22 protein-coding genes are annotated in these 20,479 nt (G+C 44.3%); 20 read left to right on the forward strand and 2 right to left on the reverse strand.

The window, feature by feature from the left end; translation table 11 throughout:
* The first annotated feature begins 3 nt into the window (after nt 1–3).
* From C6P11_RS05465 to C6P11_RS05495, 7 genes are all read left to right on the forward strand, one after another.
* On the forward strand, nt 4–1,725 hold the full coding sequence (locus tag C6P11_RS05465) for an ABC transporter permease/substrate binding protein (protein WP_135519327.1): 1,722 nt from the start codon (nt 4–6) through the stop codon (nt 1,723–1,725).
* Between the two features lie 254 nt (nt 1,726–1,979).
* Entirely contained in the window at nt 1,980–3,317 is a 1,338-nt protein-coding gene (locus tag C6P11_RS05470) for an FAD-dependent oxidoreductase (protein WP_135519330.1), read from the forward strand.
* A 412-nt stretch (nt 3,318–3,729) separates the two neighbouring features.
* Nucleotides 3,730–4,572: a MetQ/NlpA family ABC transporter substrate-binding protein gene (locus C6P11_RS05475; RefSeq protein ID WP_135519333.1), complete on the forward strand. Its 843-nt coding sequence runs from the start codon at nt 3,730–3,732 to the stop codon at nt 4,570–4,572.
* A 26-nt stretch (nt 4,573–4,598) separates the two neighbouring features.
* Entirely contained in the window at nt 4,599–5,123 is a 525-nt protein-coding gene (gene msrA, locus C6P11_RS05480) for a peptide-methionine (S)-S-oxide reductase MsrA (protein WP_135519335.1), read from the forward strand.
* 145 nt (nt 5,124–5,268) lie between these two features.
* A complete protein-coding gene (locus C6P11_RS05485) occupies nt 5,269–6,213 on the forward strand; it encodes a diacylglycerol/lipid kinase family protein (RefSeq protein ID WP_135519338.1) in 945 nt (314 codons plus the stop codon).
* 79 nt (nt 6,214–6,292) lie between these two features.
* Nucleotides 6,293–6,982 carry a YjjG family noncanonical pyrimidine nucleotidase gene (locus C6P11_RS05490; RefSeq protein WP_135519341.1) on the forward strand — a complete coding sequence of 230 codons (690 nt, stop codon included), beginning with the start codon at nt 6,293–6,295 and terminating at the stop codon, nt 6,980–6,982.
* A gap of 113 nt (nt 6,983–7,095) precedes the next feature.
* Nucleotides 7,096–7,632, forward strand: a complete 537-nt coding sequence (locus C6P11_RS05495) for a flavodoxin domain-containing protein (RefSeq protein ID WP_135519343.1) — start codon at nt 7,096–7,098, stop codon at nt 7,630–7,632.
* Nucleotides 7,633–7,682: 50 nt separating this feature from the next.
* Here the strand turns inward: C6P11_RS05495 and rnjA are convergent, their stop codons facing one another.
* A complete protein-coding gene (rnjA, locus tag C6P11_RS05500) occupies nt 7,683–9,362 on the reverse strand; it encodes a ribonuclease J1 (RefSeq protein ID WP_003609332.1) in 1,680 nt (559 codons plus the stop codon).
* 3 nt (nt 9,363–9,365) lie between these two features.
* Entirely contained in the window at nt 9,366–9,578 is a 213-nt protein-coding gene (locus C6P11_RS05505; RefSeq protein ID WP_003609333.1) for a DNA-directed RNA polymerase subunit epsilon, read from the reverse strand.
* Between the two features lie 184 nt (nt 9,579–9,762).
* On the opposite strand from C6P11_RS05505, the gene C6P11_RS05510 reads away from it, so the two are divergent.
* The 13 genes from C6P11_RS05510 (at nt 9,763) to C6P11_RS05570 (ending at nt 20,292) form a co-directional block, all read left to right on the forward strand.
* On the forward strand, nt 9,763–10,356 hold the full coding sequence (locus tag C6P11_RS05510) for a hypothetical protein (RefSeq protein WP_135519345.1): 594 nt from the start codon (nt 9,763–9,765) through the stop codon (nt 10,354–10,356).
* A gap of 1 nt (nt 10,357) precedes the next feature.
* Nucleotides 10,358–10,840, forward strand: a complete 483-nt coding sequence (locus C6P11_RS05515; RefSeq protein ID WP_135519348.1) for a hypothetical protein — start codon at nt 10,358–10,360, stop codon at nt 10,838–10,840.
* 46 nt (nt 10,841–10,886) lie between these two features.
* On the forward strand, nt 10,887–11,474 hold the full coding sequence (gene def / locus C6P11_RS05520; protein WP_003609338.1) for a peptide deformylase: 588 nt from the start codon (nt 10,887–10,889) through the stop codon (nt 11,472–11,474).
* A gap of 5 nt (nt 11,475–11,479) precedes the next feature.
* On the forward strand, nt 11,480–11,767 hold the full coding sequence (locus tag C6P11_RS05525) for a UPF0223 family protein (RefSeq protein ID WP_135519351.1): 288 nt from the start codon (nt 11,480–11,482) through the stop codon (nt 11,765–11,767).
* Between the two features lie 3 nt (nt 11,768–11,770).
* Entirely contained in the window at nt 11,771–12,553 is a 783-nt protein-coding gene (locus C6P11_RS05530; protein ID WP_135519354.1) for an inositol monophosphatase family protein, read from the forward strand.
* Nucleotides 12,554–12,642: 89 nt separating this feature from the next.
* Nucleotides 12,643–14,487 (forward strand): translational GTPase TypA, encoded by a 1,845-nt coding sequence (gene typA / locus C6P11_RS05535; protein WP_135519357.1) that lies wholly within the window; start codon nt 12,643–12,645, stop codon nt 14,485–14,487.
* Nucleotides 14,488–14,629: 142 nt separating this feature from the next.
* The gene (locus C6P11_RS05540; RefSeq protein ID WP_135519360.1) at nt 14,630–15,859 is read left to right on the forward strand and encodes an FtsW/RodA/SpoVE family cell cycle protein; all 1,230 of its coding nucleotides are present in this window, start codon (nt 14,630–14,632) and stop codon (nt 15,857–15,859) included.
* Nucleotides 15,860–16,171 (forward strand): YlbG family protein, encoded by a 312-nt coding sequence (locus C6P11_RS05545; protein WP_135519363.1) that lies wholly within the window; start codon nt 15,860–15,862, stop codon nt 16,169–16,171.
* Complete coding sequence (gene rsmD / locus C6P11_RS05550) at nt 16,171–16,728, forward strand: 16S rRNA (guanine(966)-N(2))-methyltransferase RsmD (protein ID WP_135519366.1); 558 nt, start codon at nt 16,171–16,173, stop codon at nt 16,726–16,728. Before C6P11_RS05545 ends, rsmD begins: the two co-directional genes overlap by 1 nt.
* Nucleotides 16,728–17,207: a pantetheine-phosphate adenylyltransferase gene (gene coaD, locus C6P11_RS05555; protein WP_135519369.1), complete on the forward strand. Its 480-nt coding sequence runs from the start codon at nt 16,728–16,730 to the stop codon at nt 17,205–17,207. The genes rsmD and coaD overlap by 1 nt, the downstream gene beginning before the upstream one ends.
* Nucleotides 17,208–17,210: 3 nt before the next feature.
* Complete coding sequence (locus C6P11_RS05560) at nt 17,211–18,266, forward strand: SepM family pheromone-processing serine protease (RefSeq protein ID WP_135519372.1); 1,056 nt, start codon at nt 17,211–17,213, stop codon at nt 18,264–18,266.
* Between the two features lie 119 nt (nt 18,267–18,385).
* Nucleotides 18,386–18,793 carry a nucleoside-diphosphate kinase gene (gene ndk, locus C6P11_RS05565; RefSeq protein ID WP_135519375.1) on the forward strand — a complete coding sequence of 136 codons (408 nt, stop codon included), beginning with the start codon at nt 18,386–18,388 and terminating at the stop codon, nt 18,791–18,793.
* Nucleotides 18,794–18,954: 161 nt separating this feature from the next.
* Nucleotides 18,955–20,292, forward strand: a complete 1,338-nt coding sequence (locus tag C6P11_RS05570) for an MFS transporter (protein WP_135519378.1) — start codon at nt 18,955–18,957, stop codon at nt 20,290–20,292.
* The last annotated feature ends 187 nt before the right edge of the window (nt 20,293–20,479 follow it).

The following is a 20,479-nucleotide window of genomic DNA, read 5'->3' on the forward strand; positions in this document are numbered from 1 at the left end:
CCGATGAATACAGTATTAATAAGTAAATTACCGATTGCCAACTGGGTCGAAACGGCCGTTAACTGGCTAACGACCACTTTGAGTGGGTTCTTTAATGTCATTCAAGATGGCGGGACCCACTTGATGAACGGTATTACCAATGGTTTAACAGCAATGCCAAGCTGGATGGTCATTATCGGCCTGACGGTATTTGCAATCCTAGTATGCGGTAAAAAGTGGGGGTTCCCATTGTTTACTTTCTTAGGGCTGCTACTGATTGCCAACCAAAATTTGTGGTCAGATTTGATGAGTACCTTTACATTGGTCTTGGTCTCTAGTCTGGTCTCAATCATTATTGGGGTGCCTTTGGGTATCTGGATGGCCAAGAAGGAAACGGTTGCTAAGATTGTCCAACCGGTTTTGGACTTTATGCAGACGATGCCTGGTTTCGTTTATTTGATTCCAGCGGTTGCCTTCTTTGGTATTGGTGTCGTCCCTGGTGTCTTCGCGTCTGTTATCTTTGCGCTGCCACCAACTGTTCGTATGTCGAACTTAGGGATTCGCCAAGTGCCAAAGGATTTGGTTGAGGCGGCAGATTCTTATGGATCAACGCCGAAGCAAAAGTTGTTTAAGCTTGAGCTGACACTGGCAACCAATACGATCTTGGCCGGTGTAAATCAAACGATTATGTTGGCCTTGTCAATGGTTGTGATTGCCTCAATGATTGGTGCGCCAGGACTTGGTCGTGGTGTCTTGTCAGCGGTGCAAAACGCGGATGTTGGTAAGGGATTTGTGAATGGACTGGCCTTGGTTATCTTGGCCATCATCATTGATCGCTTTACACAAAAATTGAACGTCAAGCCGGCTGATAAGCAACCAACTTCAAAGCACCACTGGAAGATGTGGACAGCGATTGTCGTGGCTGTTGCGATGGTTGGTTCAGGGGTTGTGAATACCTTTGCCAACAGTAAGAAGGTAGAGGACACATTGAACCTTGTTTATGTGCAATGGGACTCAGAAGTTGCTTCAAGTAATGTGTTGGCTGAAGCAATGCGTCAACACGGTTATAGCGTTAACCTGACACCACTTGATAACTCAATCATGTGGCAATCAGTTGCGAATGGACAAGCGGATGCATCAGTGTCGGCTTGGTTACCAAACACGCACGCGGCGCAATACAAAAAGTACAAGTCACAAATTGATATGCTTGGGCCTAACTTGACTGGTGCTAAGACTGGGTTGGTTGTGCCAGCGTATATGGACGTCGATAGCATTAGTGATTTAACCACACAAGCTAATAAAACGGTGACAGGTATCGAACCCGGAGCTGGGGTCACGAACGCTGCTGAAAAGGCCATGGCTGATTATGGTTTGACCAACAATGGTTGGAAGTTGACGCCGTCATCATCAGGTGCCATGACTGTGGCACTTGGTAAGGCGATTAAGGATAAGCAAGATATCGTGGTGACTGGTTGGACGCCACACTGGATGTTCCAAAAGTACGACTTGAAGTATTTGGCTGATCCAAAGGGTTCATTTGGAAAATCTGAATCAATCAATACGTTCACGCGTAAGGGACTTAAGGAAGATAAACCCAAGGCCTACCGTGTGTTGGATAAGTTTAAGTGGGATGAGCAAGACATGGAATCAGTCATGTTAGCCATCCAAAACGGCAAGTCACCGCAGGCAGCAGCCAAGGAATGGATTGCTGATCATCAAAAGCAGGTTGATAGCTGGTTTAAGTAAATAGCGTCGATAAGAGCGTCCGAGAGAAATCTCGGGCGTTTTTTAATTTTGTTTTTGAAAAAGGTTTGATTATTTTGTGAAGTTTGTTACTATTATTTTGTGCAATACCCAATTATCGGACAATAATAAACCGTAATTAGAAACATGTGGGTGTTTCTAAAGCGCAACAAAGGAGTCGCGACCTATTGTGAAGTTGTTGTTTAATGACTGGTTTGCAAATGCACAAGGGAAAGCAAAATAAGGGGAATCGCAACATGAAAATTGCAATTATTGGTAGTACACACGCTGGCACGTTCTCAGCCACGCAAATCAAGAAGCTGCACCCAGATGCCGACATCACGGTCTATGAACAACATACGACAGTTTCGTTTTTGTCATGCGGTATCGCACTATGGCTAGGAAACCACGTGTCAGACGAGCAACGTATGTTTTATGAATCACCAGAATCGATGACGGAACAAGGCATTACGATGAAGATGCAACACCAAGTGGTCGAAGCGAATTTGAATGTTAAGCAAATTCGTGCGAAGAACTTACTGACGGATGAAATCACAACTGAAACGTTTGACAAGATTGTGATTACAACGGGGTCTAAGCCGTTGGTCCCAAATATTCCCGGTATTCATAGTGATCGTGTTTACTTCGCTAAGTCATGGGAAGATGCTAACCGTATTAAAAATGTTGCGGACGGCTTGAAGCGTGTTGTGGTGATTGGTGCTGGATATATCGGTGCTGAAATTGCGGAACAATTTTCAGTGACGGGTAAGGAAGTCACGCTGGTTGATGGTTTGGATCGTGTCTTGCCGAAAAACTTTAGTCCGGTGATGACTGATCGTCTAGAGGCGGCATTTGTTGCACACGACGTTACCTTAGCATTAGGACAACGCGTAGCAGCCTTTGAAGATTTGCCAGACGGTGGTATTCGTGTCGTGACTGACAAGGGGGCCTATGAAGCAGATATCGCTGTGCTTGGCATTGGGTTCTTACCAAATACGGATTTGTTCCAAGGGCAAGTTGAGATGTTACCAAACGGTGCCATTAAGACCAACGAATATATGGAAACAAGCGTACCTGATGTTTACGCCGCTGGGGATGCGACCACGGTCTTTTACAATCCAACCGAGGCAGTGGATTATATTCCATTGGCAACGAATGCCATTCGACAAGGCATGCTAGTTGCGCGTAATATTGATGGCCATCACTTGGCGTATACAGGCACACAAGGCACGTCAGCAGTTGAACTTTACGGCTTTGCAATGGCAGGTACGGGGTTGAATAAAGCGAGTGCCGAAGCCCGTGGGATTGAAGTTGAAGAAACGGTGTATGAGGAGGATTACCGTCCTGACTTTATGCTTTCAACGACCAAGGTCTTAACAACATTGACTTGGGATAAAACGACACGCCGTGTGCTAGGAGCAGCCTTTATGTCAGAGCATGACATTTCACAGGCAGCCAATGTTGTGTCATTAGCCATTCAAAACAAAATGACAATCGATGACCTAGCGATGGCCGATTTCTTCTTCCAACCTAACTTCACGCAACCGGTTAATTTCGTTGGTGCGACAGCATTGAAGGCCGTTAACGAAAATTAATTCTAAAAAAGCGTTGACATTAAAATGAGAAAACACTAATATAATGCTCATAAAGAAAAAACGACAGTTAAAAACAAAGTGATCAGGAAAGTAATGATTGATTCAAAGCCTAGAGAGTATCGGGTCGGTGTGACGGTACGTGCGATTTGATGATGAAAATGGCCTGTGATTGGGTGGCATGAACAGCAAGTCTGTAAATACCACACGGATTGGTCTCCGTTACCAGACACGCGTATCGACACAGCATCATCTCGCTCCCTGTCTGCACGTTGTAAGTTCATGTCGGGTGACTGGCATGATGAAGGTAGAATGGTATCACGGTAAGCCCGTTTCTATATCGAGCCCTAATTTTGGGGCGACGTATAGGAACGGGCTTTTTTGTTTTTAGCTGCGGTTTATGGAGGATATGAAAATGGGAATTTCAAAGAAGCAGGTTGTATTGGGAACGGTTGTTGCAGTGGCGGGTTTGGCAGTCTTTGCTAGTCAACCACATGCTGTATCAGCGGCCTCAAAGGACAAGACGGTAACGGTTGGGTTGGTGGGTGACTCTGACCGTCAATTGTGGGAGTACGTAAAGAAGGATGCTGCAAAAAAGTATGGTATCGATATTAAGCTTAAGTTGTTTACGGATTACATCAAGCCAAACCAAGCGTTGGTCGACAAGTCAATTGATTTGAATGCCTTCCAAACGATTAATTACTTCGACGTTCAGAACAAAAATTTCAAGGGCAAGTTGGTCAGTGTTGGTAAGACCTACGTGACACCAATTCGCATCTATTCTGACAATCACAAGAAGCTGGCCGATTTGCCTAAGGGCGGTACGATTGTTGTGCCAAATGATCCGTCAAACGAAAAGCGCGCGTTGGATGTGCTGGAAGCTGCCGGCTTGATTAAGTACAACCATGATGTGAAGTTGCCAAGTGCCCAGGATATTACTGAGGACAAGAAGGATTTCAAAATTAAGGAAGTGGCATCTGATCAAGCAGCTTCAGCTTTGAAGAGTGCTGACGCGGCGGTTGTTAACACCAACTATGCTTTGGATGCCAAGCTGGACATCGATAAGGCGTTGTACGTCGAGCCAGTTAACAAGGCCAACAAGGGCTACATCAACATTATTGCAGCACGCAAGGGAACGCAAAACAAGAAGATTTACAAGCAAGTGGTTAAGGCTTACCAAACGGAATCAACAAAGAAGCACATGAAGCAACTATACGGTTCAGCTGAAATTGCAGCTTGGGATATTAAGTTGAAGTAATCAATCGACATTAGGGGGAAGTCATAATGGCAGAACAAACAGCAATTTTTGCAGGGGGGTGTTTTTGGTGCATGGTACAGCCGTTTGAAACCTTACCAGGTATCAAGCTAGTCCGCTCGGGATATACGGGTGGGTTTAAAGCTAATCCAACGTATGAAGAAGTTAAAGCTCATGAAACCGGACATACCGAAGCCGTCAAAATCTGGTTTGACGATGAAATTGTGTCATACGAAGATCTAGTCACACTTTATTGGCAGACGGCTGATCCAACAGACGCAATGGGGCAATTTCAAGACCGTGGTGATAACTATCGCCCAGTTATTTTTGTGAATTCAGATGAACAACGGGCAATTGCTGAGGCGTCAAAAGACCAATTACAAGCGTCGGGAATCTTTGGGGAGTCACCGATTGTGACGACGATTGAAGACGCAACGACATTCTGGGAGGCCGAAGAGGATCACCAGGAGTTTTACAAGAAGCATGCGGACGTGTATGCCGAAGAAAAGCAAGCACGTGATGCTTACAAAGAATCTTATTGGGGTGTTAAGTAACAAACGTGGCCAGGACCGAATTGGTTCTGGCTTTTTGTATGCGTAAAAATCGACCATTTTGTGACCGTACCCCTATTTTGGCTGACGAGGTGTATTAATTTTTGTATACTAATTAATGACAAAAAGAAAGAGAGATGGCAAAAAGATGCATTACACATTTTTTGTCAATCCGGCAGCACGTTCGGGAAAATCCATGGTTGTCTGGGGAGAGGTTGAGCAATTCTTAAAAAACACTGGGGTGGATTTTGATAGTCGACTATCAACTGCGCCAGGGGAATTGCGTAAATGGGCATATCAATATGCTAAATATGAAGACGCGTCAGATCGACAATTGGTTGTTGTCGGTGGTGACGGATCACTAAATGAAGTTATCAATGGCTTGCTTGCCTTTGATACGAAAAGAAGTATTCCGTTGGCCTATATTCCAGCGGGTTCAGGAAATGATTTTGCACGCGCGCATGGTATTACTGGTACACCAGTTGAAATGATGCAAGCCATTTTAACGAAAGTTGCAGCTAACGAGCCAAAGTCAATTGATATTGGTGAGTACATGGATGCGGTTAAGCGTGAACGACGTTTCTTCTTGAATAACGTGGGGATTGGGTTTGACGCAACGACGGTTGAAATTGCGAATAACTCACGTATCAAGAATATTCTTAATAAGTTAAAGCTCGGCAAAGCGACTTACGGCGTGGCTCTGATTGAGGCGCTGTCACGTCAAGATCGTTTTCCAGTTGAAATTATTGCGAATGGTCGTAAGTTTTACACGCCACGTGGTTACCTGTTGACGGTATCAAATCACCCGTACTTCGGTGGTGGTGTAAAGATTATGCCAGATGCAGATCCAACTGATGGCAAGATTGACTTAATTATGATTGAACGTCCACAATTCTTCATTAAGATTTTGTGGTTGCTTGGCCAGTTGGTCCGCGGTCGTCATTATCGTTATTCAGAGGTGCACCGCTTTACGGCGTCATCAATTCGCGTACGCACATCGCGCCTAGAATTTGGCCATGCGGATGGGGAAGAACTTGGGTCACGTGCCTATGATTTGATGGTAACAACCCGTCCATATCCATTCTGGCTATAATATTTTTCTAAAGCATCGGTCTTTGACCGGTGCTTTTTGGTATACTGAGTTTAAATAACCAGTAGAAGCGAGGCAAAACATGTATAAGCACCTAATTTTCGACTTGGACGACACATTGCTAGATTTCCGCAAGGGCGAGCAAGTGGGATTGATGAATATTTTTCGGGATCACGGTCTAGAAAACCAAGTTGACGACGCCTTCGCAACGTATCAAACAATCAACCGCGGACTATGGGCGGCATATGAACGTGGTGAAATTAATAAGGATCAAATCCATAACACACGATTCGGTAAACTGTTTGCTGAATTCGACCGTGCAGTAGACGGTATCGCGCTGGAAAAAGAATATCGTCATTATCTAAATGAAAATTATTTTGTGCTAGATGGTGCCGAAGATTTGCTTAAGAATTTGGTGGCACAAGGCTACAAGTTGATTGCCGGTACGAATGGTGAACAACGCACGCAAGAACTACGTCTAGAACATACCGGATTTGGTCGTTACTTTGACGATGTGTTCATCTCAGATGCTATTGGTCACGCCAAGCCATCAACTGAATTCTTTGATGCTATCTTTGGGCACCGTCAAGATATGGTGCGTGAAGAGTCAATCATGATTGGGGATGGTTTGGCGTCAGATATTGAAGGTGGTAATCGTTATAATTTGGACACGATTTGGGTAAATCTTCACCAACAAGTAAATGAAACGCCATATCAAGCAACTTATGAAGTAAATGAGTTGCCAACAATTATGCAAATTGTGAGCAAATAAGTAATTACGAACAATATCAACCAAAAATAAGCTGATGCTTTTCTTTTTTGTTGCATAAGTAAGTCAAATGTCAGCGGTACACTTAAGTAAAATAAGGGTAGGGGGATATCGTTATGTCAAAGACGAATGCAGTTGTTATTTATGCATCAAAATATGGAACCACCGAAGCATACGCAAAGGATTTTGCGACGGCGTTGGATTTACCGGTCTGCGATTATCATAAATGTCCGGCACTGGCAGCTGAGCCAGGGATTGAAAAGGTTTATGTGTTTGCGTCGATTTACCGACGTACGGTGGCGGGACTGCCAGAAATTGCGCATGCCTTTGATCCAGATATTGTTGAACGGGTCTTCGTTGTGGGGATGATAGATCCAGAAGATAAGGAAACAATTCAATTTTTGGAAGATCAAGTCCATGATTACATGCCACGTGCGAGTGTTTCACTGCTGGGTGGTAAGATTGATATTGATAAGGTCTCAACATCGGATAAGATGTTACTCAAGGTAATGTACGCTTTTGAAAAGCGCAAGGCCATGGGTGAACGAACGGCAACAGAACAACGATTGGTAGAAATGGTTGAGTCACGTCAAACGGATATGACCGATATGACACCAATTGAACATTTGTTAGAAAACTTACAAAAGAACTAAAAAAACACCTTCGTAACTGCATTATGCAAGTTACGAAGGTGTTTTTGTTTTTAGATCAAAATGAACATTGGCAAGATTAGTGGGCGGCGCTTCGTCTTGTCATACAAGAAGCGTTGTAGTTGAGATACAACAGCGTTACGAATGCTGTGCTCACTTGCGTTTGGCTCGCGCATTGCAGTTAAGATTGCGTGGAAGATTTCCTTACGACCTTCATTGATCAATTCTTCAGATTCGCGCATGTAGATGAATCCACGTGACAAGATATCAGGACCAGCCGTGATTTCTTGATTCTTCAAATCGATCGTTGCAACAACGACAACCAAACCATCTTGTGACAACATTTGACGGTCACGCAAAACTGCAGAACCGACATCCCCAATTCCGTTACCGTCAACATAAGTATCTTCAGCAGGGAAGTGGTCAGCCAAACGAGCTGAATCAGCCGTCAAAGCAAGAACATCACCGTTATCAAGCACGAATGTGTTGTCCTTAGGAACACCAACATCGTGAGCCAAACCTTCGTGCACCTTCAACATACGGTATTCACCGTGGACAGGCATGAAGTACTTTGGCTTGATCAATGACAACATCAACTTTTGCTCTTCTTGGCCACCGTGACCAGAAGTGTGGATGTTGTTCACCTTACCGTAGATAACGTTAGCGCCAGCTTCTTCAAGTTCGTTAATCACGCGGTTAACAGATTGTGTGTTACCAGGAATTGGTGAGCTTGAGAAGATAACTGTGTCATCAGGTTGGATTGAAATTTGCTTGTGCGTACCATTCGCGATACGGGCAAGGGCTGCCATCGGCTCACCTTGAGAACCTGTTGAAAGAATCAACACTTCGTTAGGTGGGAGGCGGTTGATTTCGTGTGCATCAACCAACATCTCCTTTGGAATGTTCAAGTAGCCAAGTGCCAAACCGTTGGTAACGGCACTTTCCATTGAACGGCCGAAGACGGCAATCTTACGACCGTGGGCAAGGGCAGCTTCAGTTGCCATTTGCACACGTGACATGTTTGAGGCGAACGTGGCGAAAATAATACGACCATCGATTTCATCAAACAACTTGTCAATCGTCTTACCAACCCAACGCTCTGACTTTGAGAATTCATCTCGTTCAGCGTTTGTTGAGTCAGACATCAAAAGTAAGACACCTTCAGAACCGATGCGGGCCATCTTTTGTAGGTTAGGTGGCTGCTTAGTCGTTGGTGTCAGGTCGAACTTGAAGTCACCCGTTTCGACGATTGTACCTGAAGGGGTGTGAACAGCCACACCGAACGTATCAGGGATTGAGTGAGTTGTGCGGAAGAACTCAACACTCATGTTGTCAAACTTAAGAACAGTATCTTCATCGATTTCGTGAAGTTCGGTACTGTTTAACAAGCCGTGTTCATCCAACTTGTTCTTAATCAATGCCAAGGCGAGAGGTCCGCCATATACAGGAACGTTAACTGCGTTCAAGAAGAAGTGGATAGCACCGATGTGGTCTTCGTGACCGTGGGTGATAACCAACGCCTTAATCTTGTCGCGGTTTTCCTTTAGGTAGGTATAGTCAGGAATAACATAGTCAATTCCTAGCAATTCGTCTTCAGGGAACTTAACACCAGCATCCACAACGATGATTTCATCGCCATATTGAATACCGTATGTGTTCTTACCAATCTCCCCAAGTCCACCCAATGCGTATACGGCTGTCTCGTCTGGACGTACATCCAGATTCATTACCATAGATTAGAACTCCGTCAACTTAAAGTTAGGGCTTTGTTGCTCGTAAGCCAAAGCCTTTTCTGACAATTGCTCAATCAACTCAACGTTGTAATCCGTGTTTGTTTCAACAGCCAAACGAGCAGCTGGTTGATCAACAGCGTCAATGTAAAGTGATTGCGTGTTTTCACGCTTTGGGTTTTGCTTCATAGTAGGTTGGTAGTAAACCTTAAAAATCATAATCGGTTAATCTCCTTTTTAATTACTGTCTTGTACCGAACAATCTTATATGTAAGTTTATCAGAAATGCGGATTAAATACCATATTCACACCGGATGTATGAGATATGACGTCGATAAGCAACCAGTCGTTTTTTTGCCGTGTTTCGGTTACACTTAAGTTAATGAAACGGAGGTTTGCAGTGATGACAAAAAGCATCTGGCAACGATTAAAAGACAATGTGCGTGGTGTTAAAGGAAAATTCAAACGCGCATATGTGCCAACAACGACGCCTGAAGAAGTTGCTTTGGCCAATAGTTTGAAAGCAACGCTACCAGCCGATTTGGCAACGTATATTTACGTTGGTGGGTTATGGGACGTTAATTTGAATCGCGGTATCGCTGGCTATGTAACGCTGGCTGTAAATGAACCAGCCGAACAGGTCGCGACACTAACAACGGGCATCTCATCTGCATACGAAGCAGAACTCCAAGCGATGATTGCTGGTTTGTCAGCAGTTGAATTGACTAAGCGCCAGGCTGGTCATTTTGTGCTGGTGACACCTTTAGAAGATTTCGTGCGTAACTACAACGATTTTTCATTAGCCGCGCAATATACAGATTTGCCTGAACGCGCAACGTCAACAGATCGCCTGTACCATGACTTTGTGCTATTGTCAGCGACATTCCGCTCATTGCGCGTGACGTCGCCAGCTAAAAAGGACAGCAAGCAAAGTGACTTCATTGCGCACAAACTATCACGCATCATTACGGCCTACCGTGACTCACGAGGTAAGTAATATGTTGTTTGTATGGATTGGACTGATTGTGTTACTCGGTGTCATTGCAGTCACGATTTATCGTCGTTACGGACGTCGTTTGACGGAACGCCAAATTATCGCCTCGCAACAAGTCGTGAACGCAGCAATGGCAGTTGCCTTGAAGGATTTATCAAATGAACTGTTGATTTTTCCAATGAACCGACCAACTTCGACGTTGGTGGCCAATATTTGGGGACATGAAGTGATGGCATTTGAGTTTGAAATCCCATTTAAGGAGCGCCAAGAAGTCGTGGTCATTCGACAAGCGTTGAATAACGCCTTGCGAGAATACACGGAAGATCAGAATTTAGTGAGCGCTTCTGACACGGATATGGCATTGGTCGTCACAGATGTGTGGTACGACAACCGTAAGCCAATGCTTCACGTTGATGTGGCCCACGTTATTAATGATGAAACGGCTGCTTACTTGCGCGATTTGCGTAAATTGAACCAACCGGTTTAAGTTTGGTATACTTGTTATTAAGAAACAAAATGGTAGGAGAAGAGCTATGTATTTGATGAAGGATATCGTGCGCGATGGCGATCCCGTTTTGCGCCAACAAGCTGCAAAGGTGACGTTCCCACTTTCTGATGAAGTGAAGGAAGCCACGAAGAACATGATGGAATACCTAATCATCAGCCAAGATGAAGAGGAAAACGAAAAGTACGGTCTTCGCCCAGGTGTTGGACTTGCTGCTCCACAAGTTGGTATTTCACAACAATTTTCATCAATTTTGATTCCTGATGAAGATGTTGATGACTCAGATATTGACGAAGATGCTGAGCCAACGTACTTCTTTAAGGGCACAATCTACAACCCAGTTATTACGCGTCAATCAGTTAAGCAAACAGCTTTGTCAATGGGTGAAGGTTGCTTGTCAGTTGACGAAGACGTACCTGGTTATGTTGAGCGTTCATACCGTATTACGGTTAAGTATCAAGACGAAAATGGCGACTTCCAAGAGTTGAAGTTGGAAGGTTACCCAGCCATCGTTTTCCAACACGAAATCGATCACTTGCACGGGACGCTATACTACGATCACATCAGCAAGACGACACCATGGTCAGAATCTGATGGCACGCGTTACATCGGGTAATCCGAATGGTCAGTGGTGATAAGAATTTTAACTATCCAATGTTGGATGGGTGGACAACAGACGATATCATTAAGGTAAGCGCACTGTACTCGGCTGTTTCTGCAGCGTACGAGGGTGGCGTGGATCGTGAAGCGCTTTTAGCAGCTTACAAGGATTTCAAAACAGTTGTGCCAAGTAAAGCTGAAGAGAAGCAACTTGATCGTGAGTTCGGGGTGGAATCAGACTACAGTATCTACCGGACGATCCAGGCAGCCCAACAAGCGTCTACTAAGCGCCTTAAAATGGAGGGCTAGCAGTTGAACGAGACACAATTAAAGAAGCTGGATACAACTGTTCTTGGTTGGCTAGATACTGTCCACGATAATGTTTTGAAGCGTGTCTCTCAACGGATGCAGGTCGAAACAAAGCAAGGACATCGCGATTTAGTGACGAATGTTGACCGAGAAACTGAACAATTCTATGTGGATGCGATTCGACGATTTGATCCACATGCCAAGATTCTTGGTGAAGAAGGGTTTGGGGATGCAGTTAACAGTCTGGACGGCCGTGTTTGGTTTGTTGATCCTATCGATGGCACAATGAATTTTGTGAAGCAACATGCTGAATTTGCAACCATGCTGGCGGTCTATGAAGACGGTAAGCCGGTAATGGCGTGGATTATGGACGTTGTCAATCACGACATTGTACACGGTGGTCCAGAATATGGGGTCTACCACAATGATGAAAAACTAAATCAGCCTGTTAACACGTCGTTAGCAGATGGTTTGGTTATTTTGTCAGGAGCACGCCTCTTATATGAACAATACGGTTTCCCTGAAATTGCGAAGCAAGCAATTGGGTACCGTGTCTATGGTTCTGCAGGTATTTCATACTTATATGTTTTGACTGGTCGAGCAGTTGCTTACGCCAGTGTTATGAAGCCTTGGGACTACGCTGCTGGGACGTTACTTGGTGAAGCATTAGGGTTTAAAGTCGGAAAAATTGACGATCAACCTGTGAATATGTTATTATCAGGAGCAGTTCTAGTGGCAACACAACAAGCATATAACGATATCATGTCAATTGAACGTGACCTATAAGCCGGGCCGCGTGTTCAGCGGCTCGTATTTGTTAGTTGTTACACCGATTAGAGTAATAAAAGTGACGTATAGTCAAGGAGAATAGGATTTTGGCAAAGCGCGAAAACATCCGTAACATTGCAATCATCGCCCACGTCGACCACGGTAAGACGACGTTGGTTAATGAATTGCTTAAGCAATCAGACACGCTTGATATGCGTACTGAACTTGGCGATCGTGCCATGGATACGAACGATCTTGAAAAGGAACGTGGTATCACGATTTTGGCTAAGAACACAGCCGTTAAGGTTGGGGACAAGCAAATCAACATCTTGGACACGCCAGGACACGCGGACTTCGGTGGTGAAGTTGAGCGTATCATGGGTATGGTTGACGGTGTTTTGTTGGTTGTTGATGCCTTTGAAGGTACGATGCCACAAACTCGTTTCGTTTTGAAGAAGGCCTTCGAGCAAAACTTGACGCCAATCGTTGTTGTTAACAAGGTTGACCGTCCAGGTGCTCGTCCTACTGAAGTTGTTGACGAAGTGCTTGATTTGTTTATCGAATTGGGTGCTGACGAAGACCAATTGGAATTCCCAGTTATCTTCGCTTCAGCTATGAACGGAACGTCATCATTGAATGCTGACTTGGCAACGCAAGAGCACACAATGAAGCCAATCTTCGACACTGTATTCGAAACGATTCCAGCGCCAGAAGATAACTCAGACGAGCCTTTGCAATTCCAAGTTTCATTGTTGGATTACAACGACTTCGTTGGACGTATCGGTATCGGACGTGTCTTCCGTGGTAAGATCAAGGTTGGCGACAACGTTACTGTTATGAAGCTTGATGGTACGACGCAAAACTTCCGTGTTACGAAGTTGTTTGGTTTCATCGGTTTGGACCGTGTTGAAATCAACGAAGCTATTGCTGGTGACTTGATTGCCGTTTCAGGTATGGAAGAAATTTCAGTTGGTGAAACTGTTGTTGAACCATCACACTTGGACGCATTGCCAGTTTTGCGTATTGATGAGCCTACTTTGCAAATGACGTTCCGTACGAACGATTCACCATTTGCTGGTCGCGAAGGTAAATTCGTGACGGCTCGTCAATTGGAAGATCGTTTGCGCCGCGAATTGCACACTGACGTTTCATTGCGTGTTGATGACACTGATGAAGCTGGTGCATGGTTGGTATCAGGACGTGGTGAGTTGCACTTGTCAATCTTGATCGAAACTTTGCGTCGTGAAGGATTCGAATTGCAAGTTTCACGTCCACAAGTTATCTTCAAGGAAGTTGACGGCGTTGAATCAGAGCCATTCGAAGCTGTTCAAATCGACACGCCTGACGAGTACTCAGGATCAGTTATCGATTCATTGAACCAACGTAAGGGTGAGATGCGTAACATGGAGCCAACTGGTACTGGTACGACTCGTATGGAGTGGTTGGTACCTTCACGTGGATTGATCGGTTACTCAACTGAATTCATGTCATTGACTCGTGGATACGGTATCTACAACCACACGTTTGAGACGTACGCACCAGTTGTTAAGAACTGGAACCCAGGTCGTCGTAACGGTACTTTGGTTTCAATTAACCAAGGTCAAGCAACGACGTACGCTATCATGGGTGTTGAAGATCGTGGAATCATGTTTATTCACCCTGGTGATGACATCTACGAAGGAATGGTTGTTGGTATGAACAGCCGTGACAACGACATCTCAGTTAACGTTACGAAGGCAAAGAACCAAACGAACGTTCGTTCATCAAACAAGGACCAAACTGCCTCAATCAAGACGCCACGTGATATGACGCTTGAAGAGTCATTGGAGTTCTTGGACGATGATGAGTACGCCGAAGTAACGCCAGAACACGTACGTATCCGTAAGCAAATTTTGGTTACGGCCGAGCGTGAGAAGGCTGCTAAGCGTAAGAAGATTGCTCAACAAGGCTAATCTTTTTAAATTAGACAAATAGAACGCCCTTTAGCATCATGCTGAAGGGCGTTTTTTGTGATTTCGTGAAGTTGGAAATGTTCAGGGGTGAAGTGTGCTAAAATATAACAAGTTATCCACTTTAATGAAGGAGCCCTGAGCGATGCAAGCTGTGAAAAAGCGACGTGGTTATCGGTTGTTAAGAACCATCCGCGAGACCCCAAAACGCGTCAAAGAAAAATTTAAATATCTCGATTTGGTCTTGCTACTATTAATCATCGGCGTTTTAGTCTTCGGTGTGACAATGGTGTATTCAGCTAGTTCAAATATGAATTCAGGATCTTCTACATCTTTCTTATTTAAGCAAGCCCTGTTCAGCGTTATTAGCGTGGCTGCGATGCTTTTGATATTTAGTGTCAACATTAATTGGTCGTCGACTAGGGTTAATTACCTGATATCGGTATTCCTAGTTGCGACGGACTTCGCCTTGGCCATAGCGTTGATCGCTGGACCAGTTACCTCGGGTGCAAAAGGCTGGATTTATATTGGCACATTCGGAATTCAACCGGTTGAATACTTTAAAGTAGCCATGATTTTATGGTTTGCCAAACGCTTTGCCCGTAATGTTGTTAATCCGTATAAAGTTGGTGCGGGTGTAAAAGAACGCCTCCATTACTATAAGGATTTCATTGCACCAGGAGTTGGTATCTTGCTAACTGGTTTGATGCCCGATCTTGGTGGTGCGTTGATTTTGTTTGCGCTATTTGCGATTATATTTTTGACCTCTGGTATTCGACCAACGGGTTTAATTACAATGGTTGGGATTGTCATTGGTGTGCTGATTTTGGTACCGGTGCTGTTGCCAGTGCTTGAAAAGTTACCATTGATGCACTATCAGTTGTTGCGTTTTGAGTCGTACATCGATCCTTGGAAGACAGAAGATGCCGGTCACCAGTTGATTAATTCTTACTACGCTATTTCAAACGGCGGTTTCTGGGGTCGCGGCTTAGGAAATAGTATTCAAAAAGCGGGTTATCTGCCTGAACCGAATACCGATTTTATTATGGCGATTGTCGGTGAAGAGTTAGGTGCTGCTTGGATTTTAATTATTCTTGCTGTATTTGGCTTTATCATTTGGCGTTTGGTCATCTACGCGGTGAAGGCCCGTAACATGCAAATTCGCTTAACGTTGTACGGTATTGCTGCCTACATTGGTATCCAAATTTTGGTTAACCTTGGTGGTGTCGTGGGCGTCGTGCCAATTACTGGTGTGACGTTCCCATTGATTTCATATGGTGGATCATCATTGATGTCATGGGGAATTACGTTTGGAATCGCCTTTAACATGATTGGTGTGTTGAAAAAGAATGAAAGTTTACGGGAGCGTGAATAAATGGCTTTTGAAGTAACGCCACGTCGAAGTGTCGTGGTTTATTTGAAAAATGTTCGCCAAGCGCGCCAATTGCGTCGTTTTGGCGTTGTCAGTTATATTTCAGAGAAAATGAAGTATGCTGTTATTTATATGAATGAAGAGGATGTTGCATCAAAGTCAGCGTTGATTGAACGCTTGGGCTTCGTGGCATCTGTTGATGTTTCGCACTGGCCTGAGGTTGATACAACCATTGGTAGCCAAGGTGAGGCATTTGAATTTTCGGTTGATCCATCAGAATTGGCGGATGAGCCGGCTGAAGAAGAGGAATTGTAATGCGTATTGTGAGTGGAGAATTTGGTGGTCGCCCATTGAAGGCGGTCCCGGGTGATGCAACCCGACCAACTACAGATAAGGTAAAAGAAGCAATCTTTAGCATGATTGGTCCTTATTTCGATGGTGGCCGTTCATTAGATTTGTATGCTGGTTCGGGCGGGTTAAGTATCGAAGGTGTTTCTCGCGGTTTGGACGAAGCAGTGTTGGTTGACCGTCAATTTGCGGCGATCAAGACCATTAACGAAAATATCGCGATTACAAAAGCACCAGGGAAATTCACGGTGATTAAGAGTACGGCAGATGCAGCCATTCAACGTTTGATGGGGTCACAACCATTTGACGTCTTGTACTTTGATCCGCCATATGCCAAGCAAACAATTACCGCTGACCTTGAAAAACTTGTTGCGGCAAACTTGATTGCGCCAGATGCGTTGATTGTGGCCGAAACTGATCAAAATGCAAACCTACCAGAAGATATGCCTAATTTTGACTTCTTAAAGGAAAAGGATTACGGCATTACGGTGGTCAAGTTATATCAATATAAGGGGGAAGCATAATGCGTCGCGTATTATTTCCGGGTAGTTTTGATCCATTTACAAATGGACATCTAGATGTTGTTAAGCGTGCTGCAACGCTCTTTGACGAGGTTGTCATTGGTGTCGGCACTAACAAGATGAAAAAGTATCTCTTCTCACTTGAAGAAAAGATTGCCTTGATTGAGGCATCTGTTGCTGATTTGCCAAATGTTTCAGTACGTGAAATGGCTGGTTTGACGATTGAGTATATGAAAGAAATCAACGCTGATACGTTGGTACGTGGTTTGCGTAACGAAACTGATTACCTATACGAACGTGACATTGCTGAAATGAATCATTTCTTGGGCAAGGTTGAGACGGTCTTTTTGATGGCACGCCCAGAGCACCAAAACATCTCAAGCTCTATATTGAAAGAAGTTGTTAGTTTTGGCGCCGATGTGCATGAATTGGTACCTGGACCAGTTGCTAATGCGCTTGCTGAGAAGTTTGCGGAGAAGTAGCATATGGCTGAAAAACAAAAGAAATCCCATAAATGGCTGAAAATTTCTGGCATTATCGCGGCTGTGTTGGTGTTATTGGTACTGGTCAGTCCATTGCCACTATATGCTGAAACGCCTGGCGAGGCTGACAATCTGTCTGGTTATATCAAGGTAGACGGCAAAAATCCTAAAGTTGACGGTGAGTATATGATTACAGCCGTTTACATGTCGCAAGTCAATGGAATCGGCGCTATTATGGCGTGGCTCGATCCAACAGCATCATTAATGACATCCTACGAAGCTAATGGTGGTGGCTCACAAGCAGATAATGTGGCCATTAACAAGGTTTACATGGATTCTGCGGTGAATGAAGCTAAAGTAACAGCGTTTAAGGCAGCTGGGGTTCCGTATAAGCGCACGTTTAACGGTATCTATGTCATGGCAGTGCAAGACAACTCTAACTTTAAAAAGCACCTGCACGTTGGCGATTTGATTACCTCAGTCGATGGTAAGTCATTTGAATCTGCAAAGGGATTTCAAAATTACATCCGCAAAAATAAAGTGGGTTCAAAACTGACGATTAACTACGAACATAATGGTAAGACAAAAGAAGCAACCGGTAAGACGGTCGCTTTGGCCGGGACTAAGAAAGTACCTGGTATCGGTATCGCGCTGACAGACGCTGTCGATGTGACGTCTGATCGAAATGTTACGGCGGATATGGGGGACATCGGTGGCCCATCCGGTGGGTTGATGTTTTCACTAGAAATGTATGATGCGCTGTCTAATGAAAACTTGGCTGCTGGGCGTAAAATCGCTGGTACTGGTACGATTGATAAGGACGGTAACGTCGGTGAAATCGGTGGTATTGATAAAAAGGTGATTGCGGCCTACGAATCGGGTGCTAAAATCTTCTTTGCGCCATATATCAAGCCAACAAAGGCTAATTTGGCAATGGAATCTGATGGGATGACAAATTACCAACTAGCAGTTAAAACGGCTAAGAAATACGCGCCTGGTATGAAGGTTGTGCCAGTTAAGACGTTTGACGATGCAGTTAAGTATCTACGTACACATTAATATGAAAAACAAAACCAGCTGATAAGGCTGGTTTTTTTCTGCCCGTCTGACAGGATATTAGTGTGTGAAAGATTGCATTTGTGGTATATTAAGCCATATAAGACAAGGGGGATAATGATATGTCTGAGGAACGAACACTGGTTTTGATTAAGCCAGATGGTGTTGCACGTGGTTTGATGGGGGAAGTCTTTTCACACTTGGAGCGCAAGGAATACAAGATTACGTCATTGTTGATGACAGAAGCAACTGAAGATCAATTGCGTCGTCACTATGCCGAAAAGGTAAATGCACCTTATTTCCCAGAAATTCTCGAATACATGACAAGTGGTCCATTAGTTGCAATGGTCGTGACGGGAACAAACATCGTGAAGAACTTCCGTGCAATGGCCGGTGTGACTAATCCAAGCGAGGCAGCACCTGGTACAATTCGTGGTGATTATGGTCGCAACTGGGAAGATGGTGCGGTTCGTAACATCGTGCACAGTTCTGACAGTGTTGAAAATGCCGAACGCGAAATTAGCATTTGATTTGAAAATCACTAAAAATTTTGACAAACTTGCATAAAATCTGTACAGTAATACGAGTTGTTACGTACAGATAGCACAAATTTTTTTGTGCCGAACATAGAGGCGAACATCATTTCGGATAGGGATGATGGACGCCTTTTATTTGTTTAAGGAGGGAATTTATGCAGGCCAAAGAATGGCATGTATTACGAGCGGTAATCGCCGCTGGCATCATGAGTTTTAGTGGGGTGTTGATTGAAACGTCGATGAATGTTACGTTTCCAACCTTGATGAACGAATTTCAGACTAACGCAAATGGTGTGCAATGGGTGACGACGGGCTATTTGCTAGCCATCGCCGTGGTGGTGCCACTTTCAGCATTTTTAATTCGAAATTATTCACCGCGTCGACTATTTATCATTGCTAACCTACTGTTTTTGGCAGGTGTCATTTTAGATGGCTTTGCGCCTAATTTGTTGGTGCTGCTAGCTGGCCGTGTTTTCCAAGGAATTGGAACGGGAATTGCATTGCCATTGATGTTTGACATCATTTTGACAAAGTCACCGCTTAATCGTCGTGGCGTGATGATGGGGATTGGGACCATGACCACTTCGATTGCACCTGCCATTGGCCCAACATACGGTGGTGTCTTGTTAAATAGTTTGGGGTGGCGTTCAATTTTCTGGTTCTTGATTGTTTTGCTACTGGCTTCGTCGGTAATGGGTTTGACCAGTATGCCAGTTGAAACAGTTAAGCGAACGGAAAATTTTGCTTTTGGCGCATTTGTTTTCCTGGGTCTAGGATTAGGATTGCTGCTAATGGCCGTTGAACGACTATCATTAGTGTTCCTAATTGCTGCGATTGTCTTGCTGGTAGTATTCGGGTTCCTAAACAAGCGTCGCCAACTATTGAACCTAGCTATTTTGCGTCACTCACGTTTTGACCGCTTGATGGTTAGTTTCCTGGTTTATCAAGCGATTCTTCTAGGTCTATCATTTATCTTGCCTAACTACCTGCAACTTGGGTTGGGACGTACGGCAACCGCTGCTGGCTTGTTTATGTTCCCAGGAGCGGTTATTGGTTCTGTGTTGGCCCCAGTATCAGGACGTGTATTGGATAAATTTGGCGCAGTTAAGCCAATCTTGTTTGGCCTTAGTGTTGCAACGTTAGCAATGGTTTTGATGGCCGTGTTCTTTAAAGATTTGTCGTTCTGGACGTTGATGTTGACGCACATGTTGTTGATGGTTGGGATTGGTTTCTCATACGCGAACTTGATGACTATCACGTTATCTAGTTTGGCACCTAGTGAGAATGCTGATGGTAATAGTGTTTTGAACACGTTGCAACAATTTGTCGGTGCTAGTGCAACGGCAATTGTTGCGCAAATCTTCGCCTCTGCTATTGCCAATCATCCAAGCGCTGGTGTTGTGACGGGTTCGCAGACTGGCATTTATGTCTTGATGGGTTTGATGGTAATTTCGCTTATCATCTTCATCGGTATGAATTTGAATAAAAACTAGATTGAAAGTTTTACTGAACACTAGCTTGAGCTCGTAACGTGGTTACGGGCTTTTTCTACGGGTGAATTGTCAATTCAACCGGAACACTTGAGATAAATAATATTCTTTAGCCGATCTCCAGCCGAAAAGCTTTCGAGGTCGGCTATTAATTTGCTCAACCATTTGTTCAATGTATTCGTCTGAATAA

It is taken from the genome of Weissella confusa (genome assembly GCF_004766315.1).
Lineage (GTDB): Bacteria > Bacillota > Bacilli > Lactobacillales > Lactobacillaceae > Weissella > Weissella confusa_A.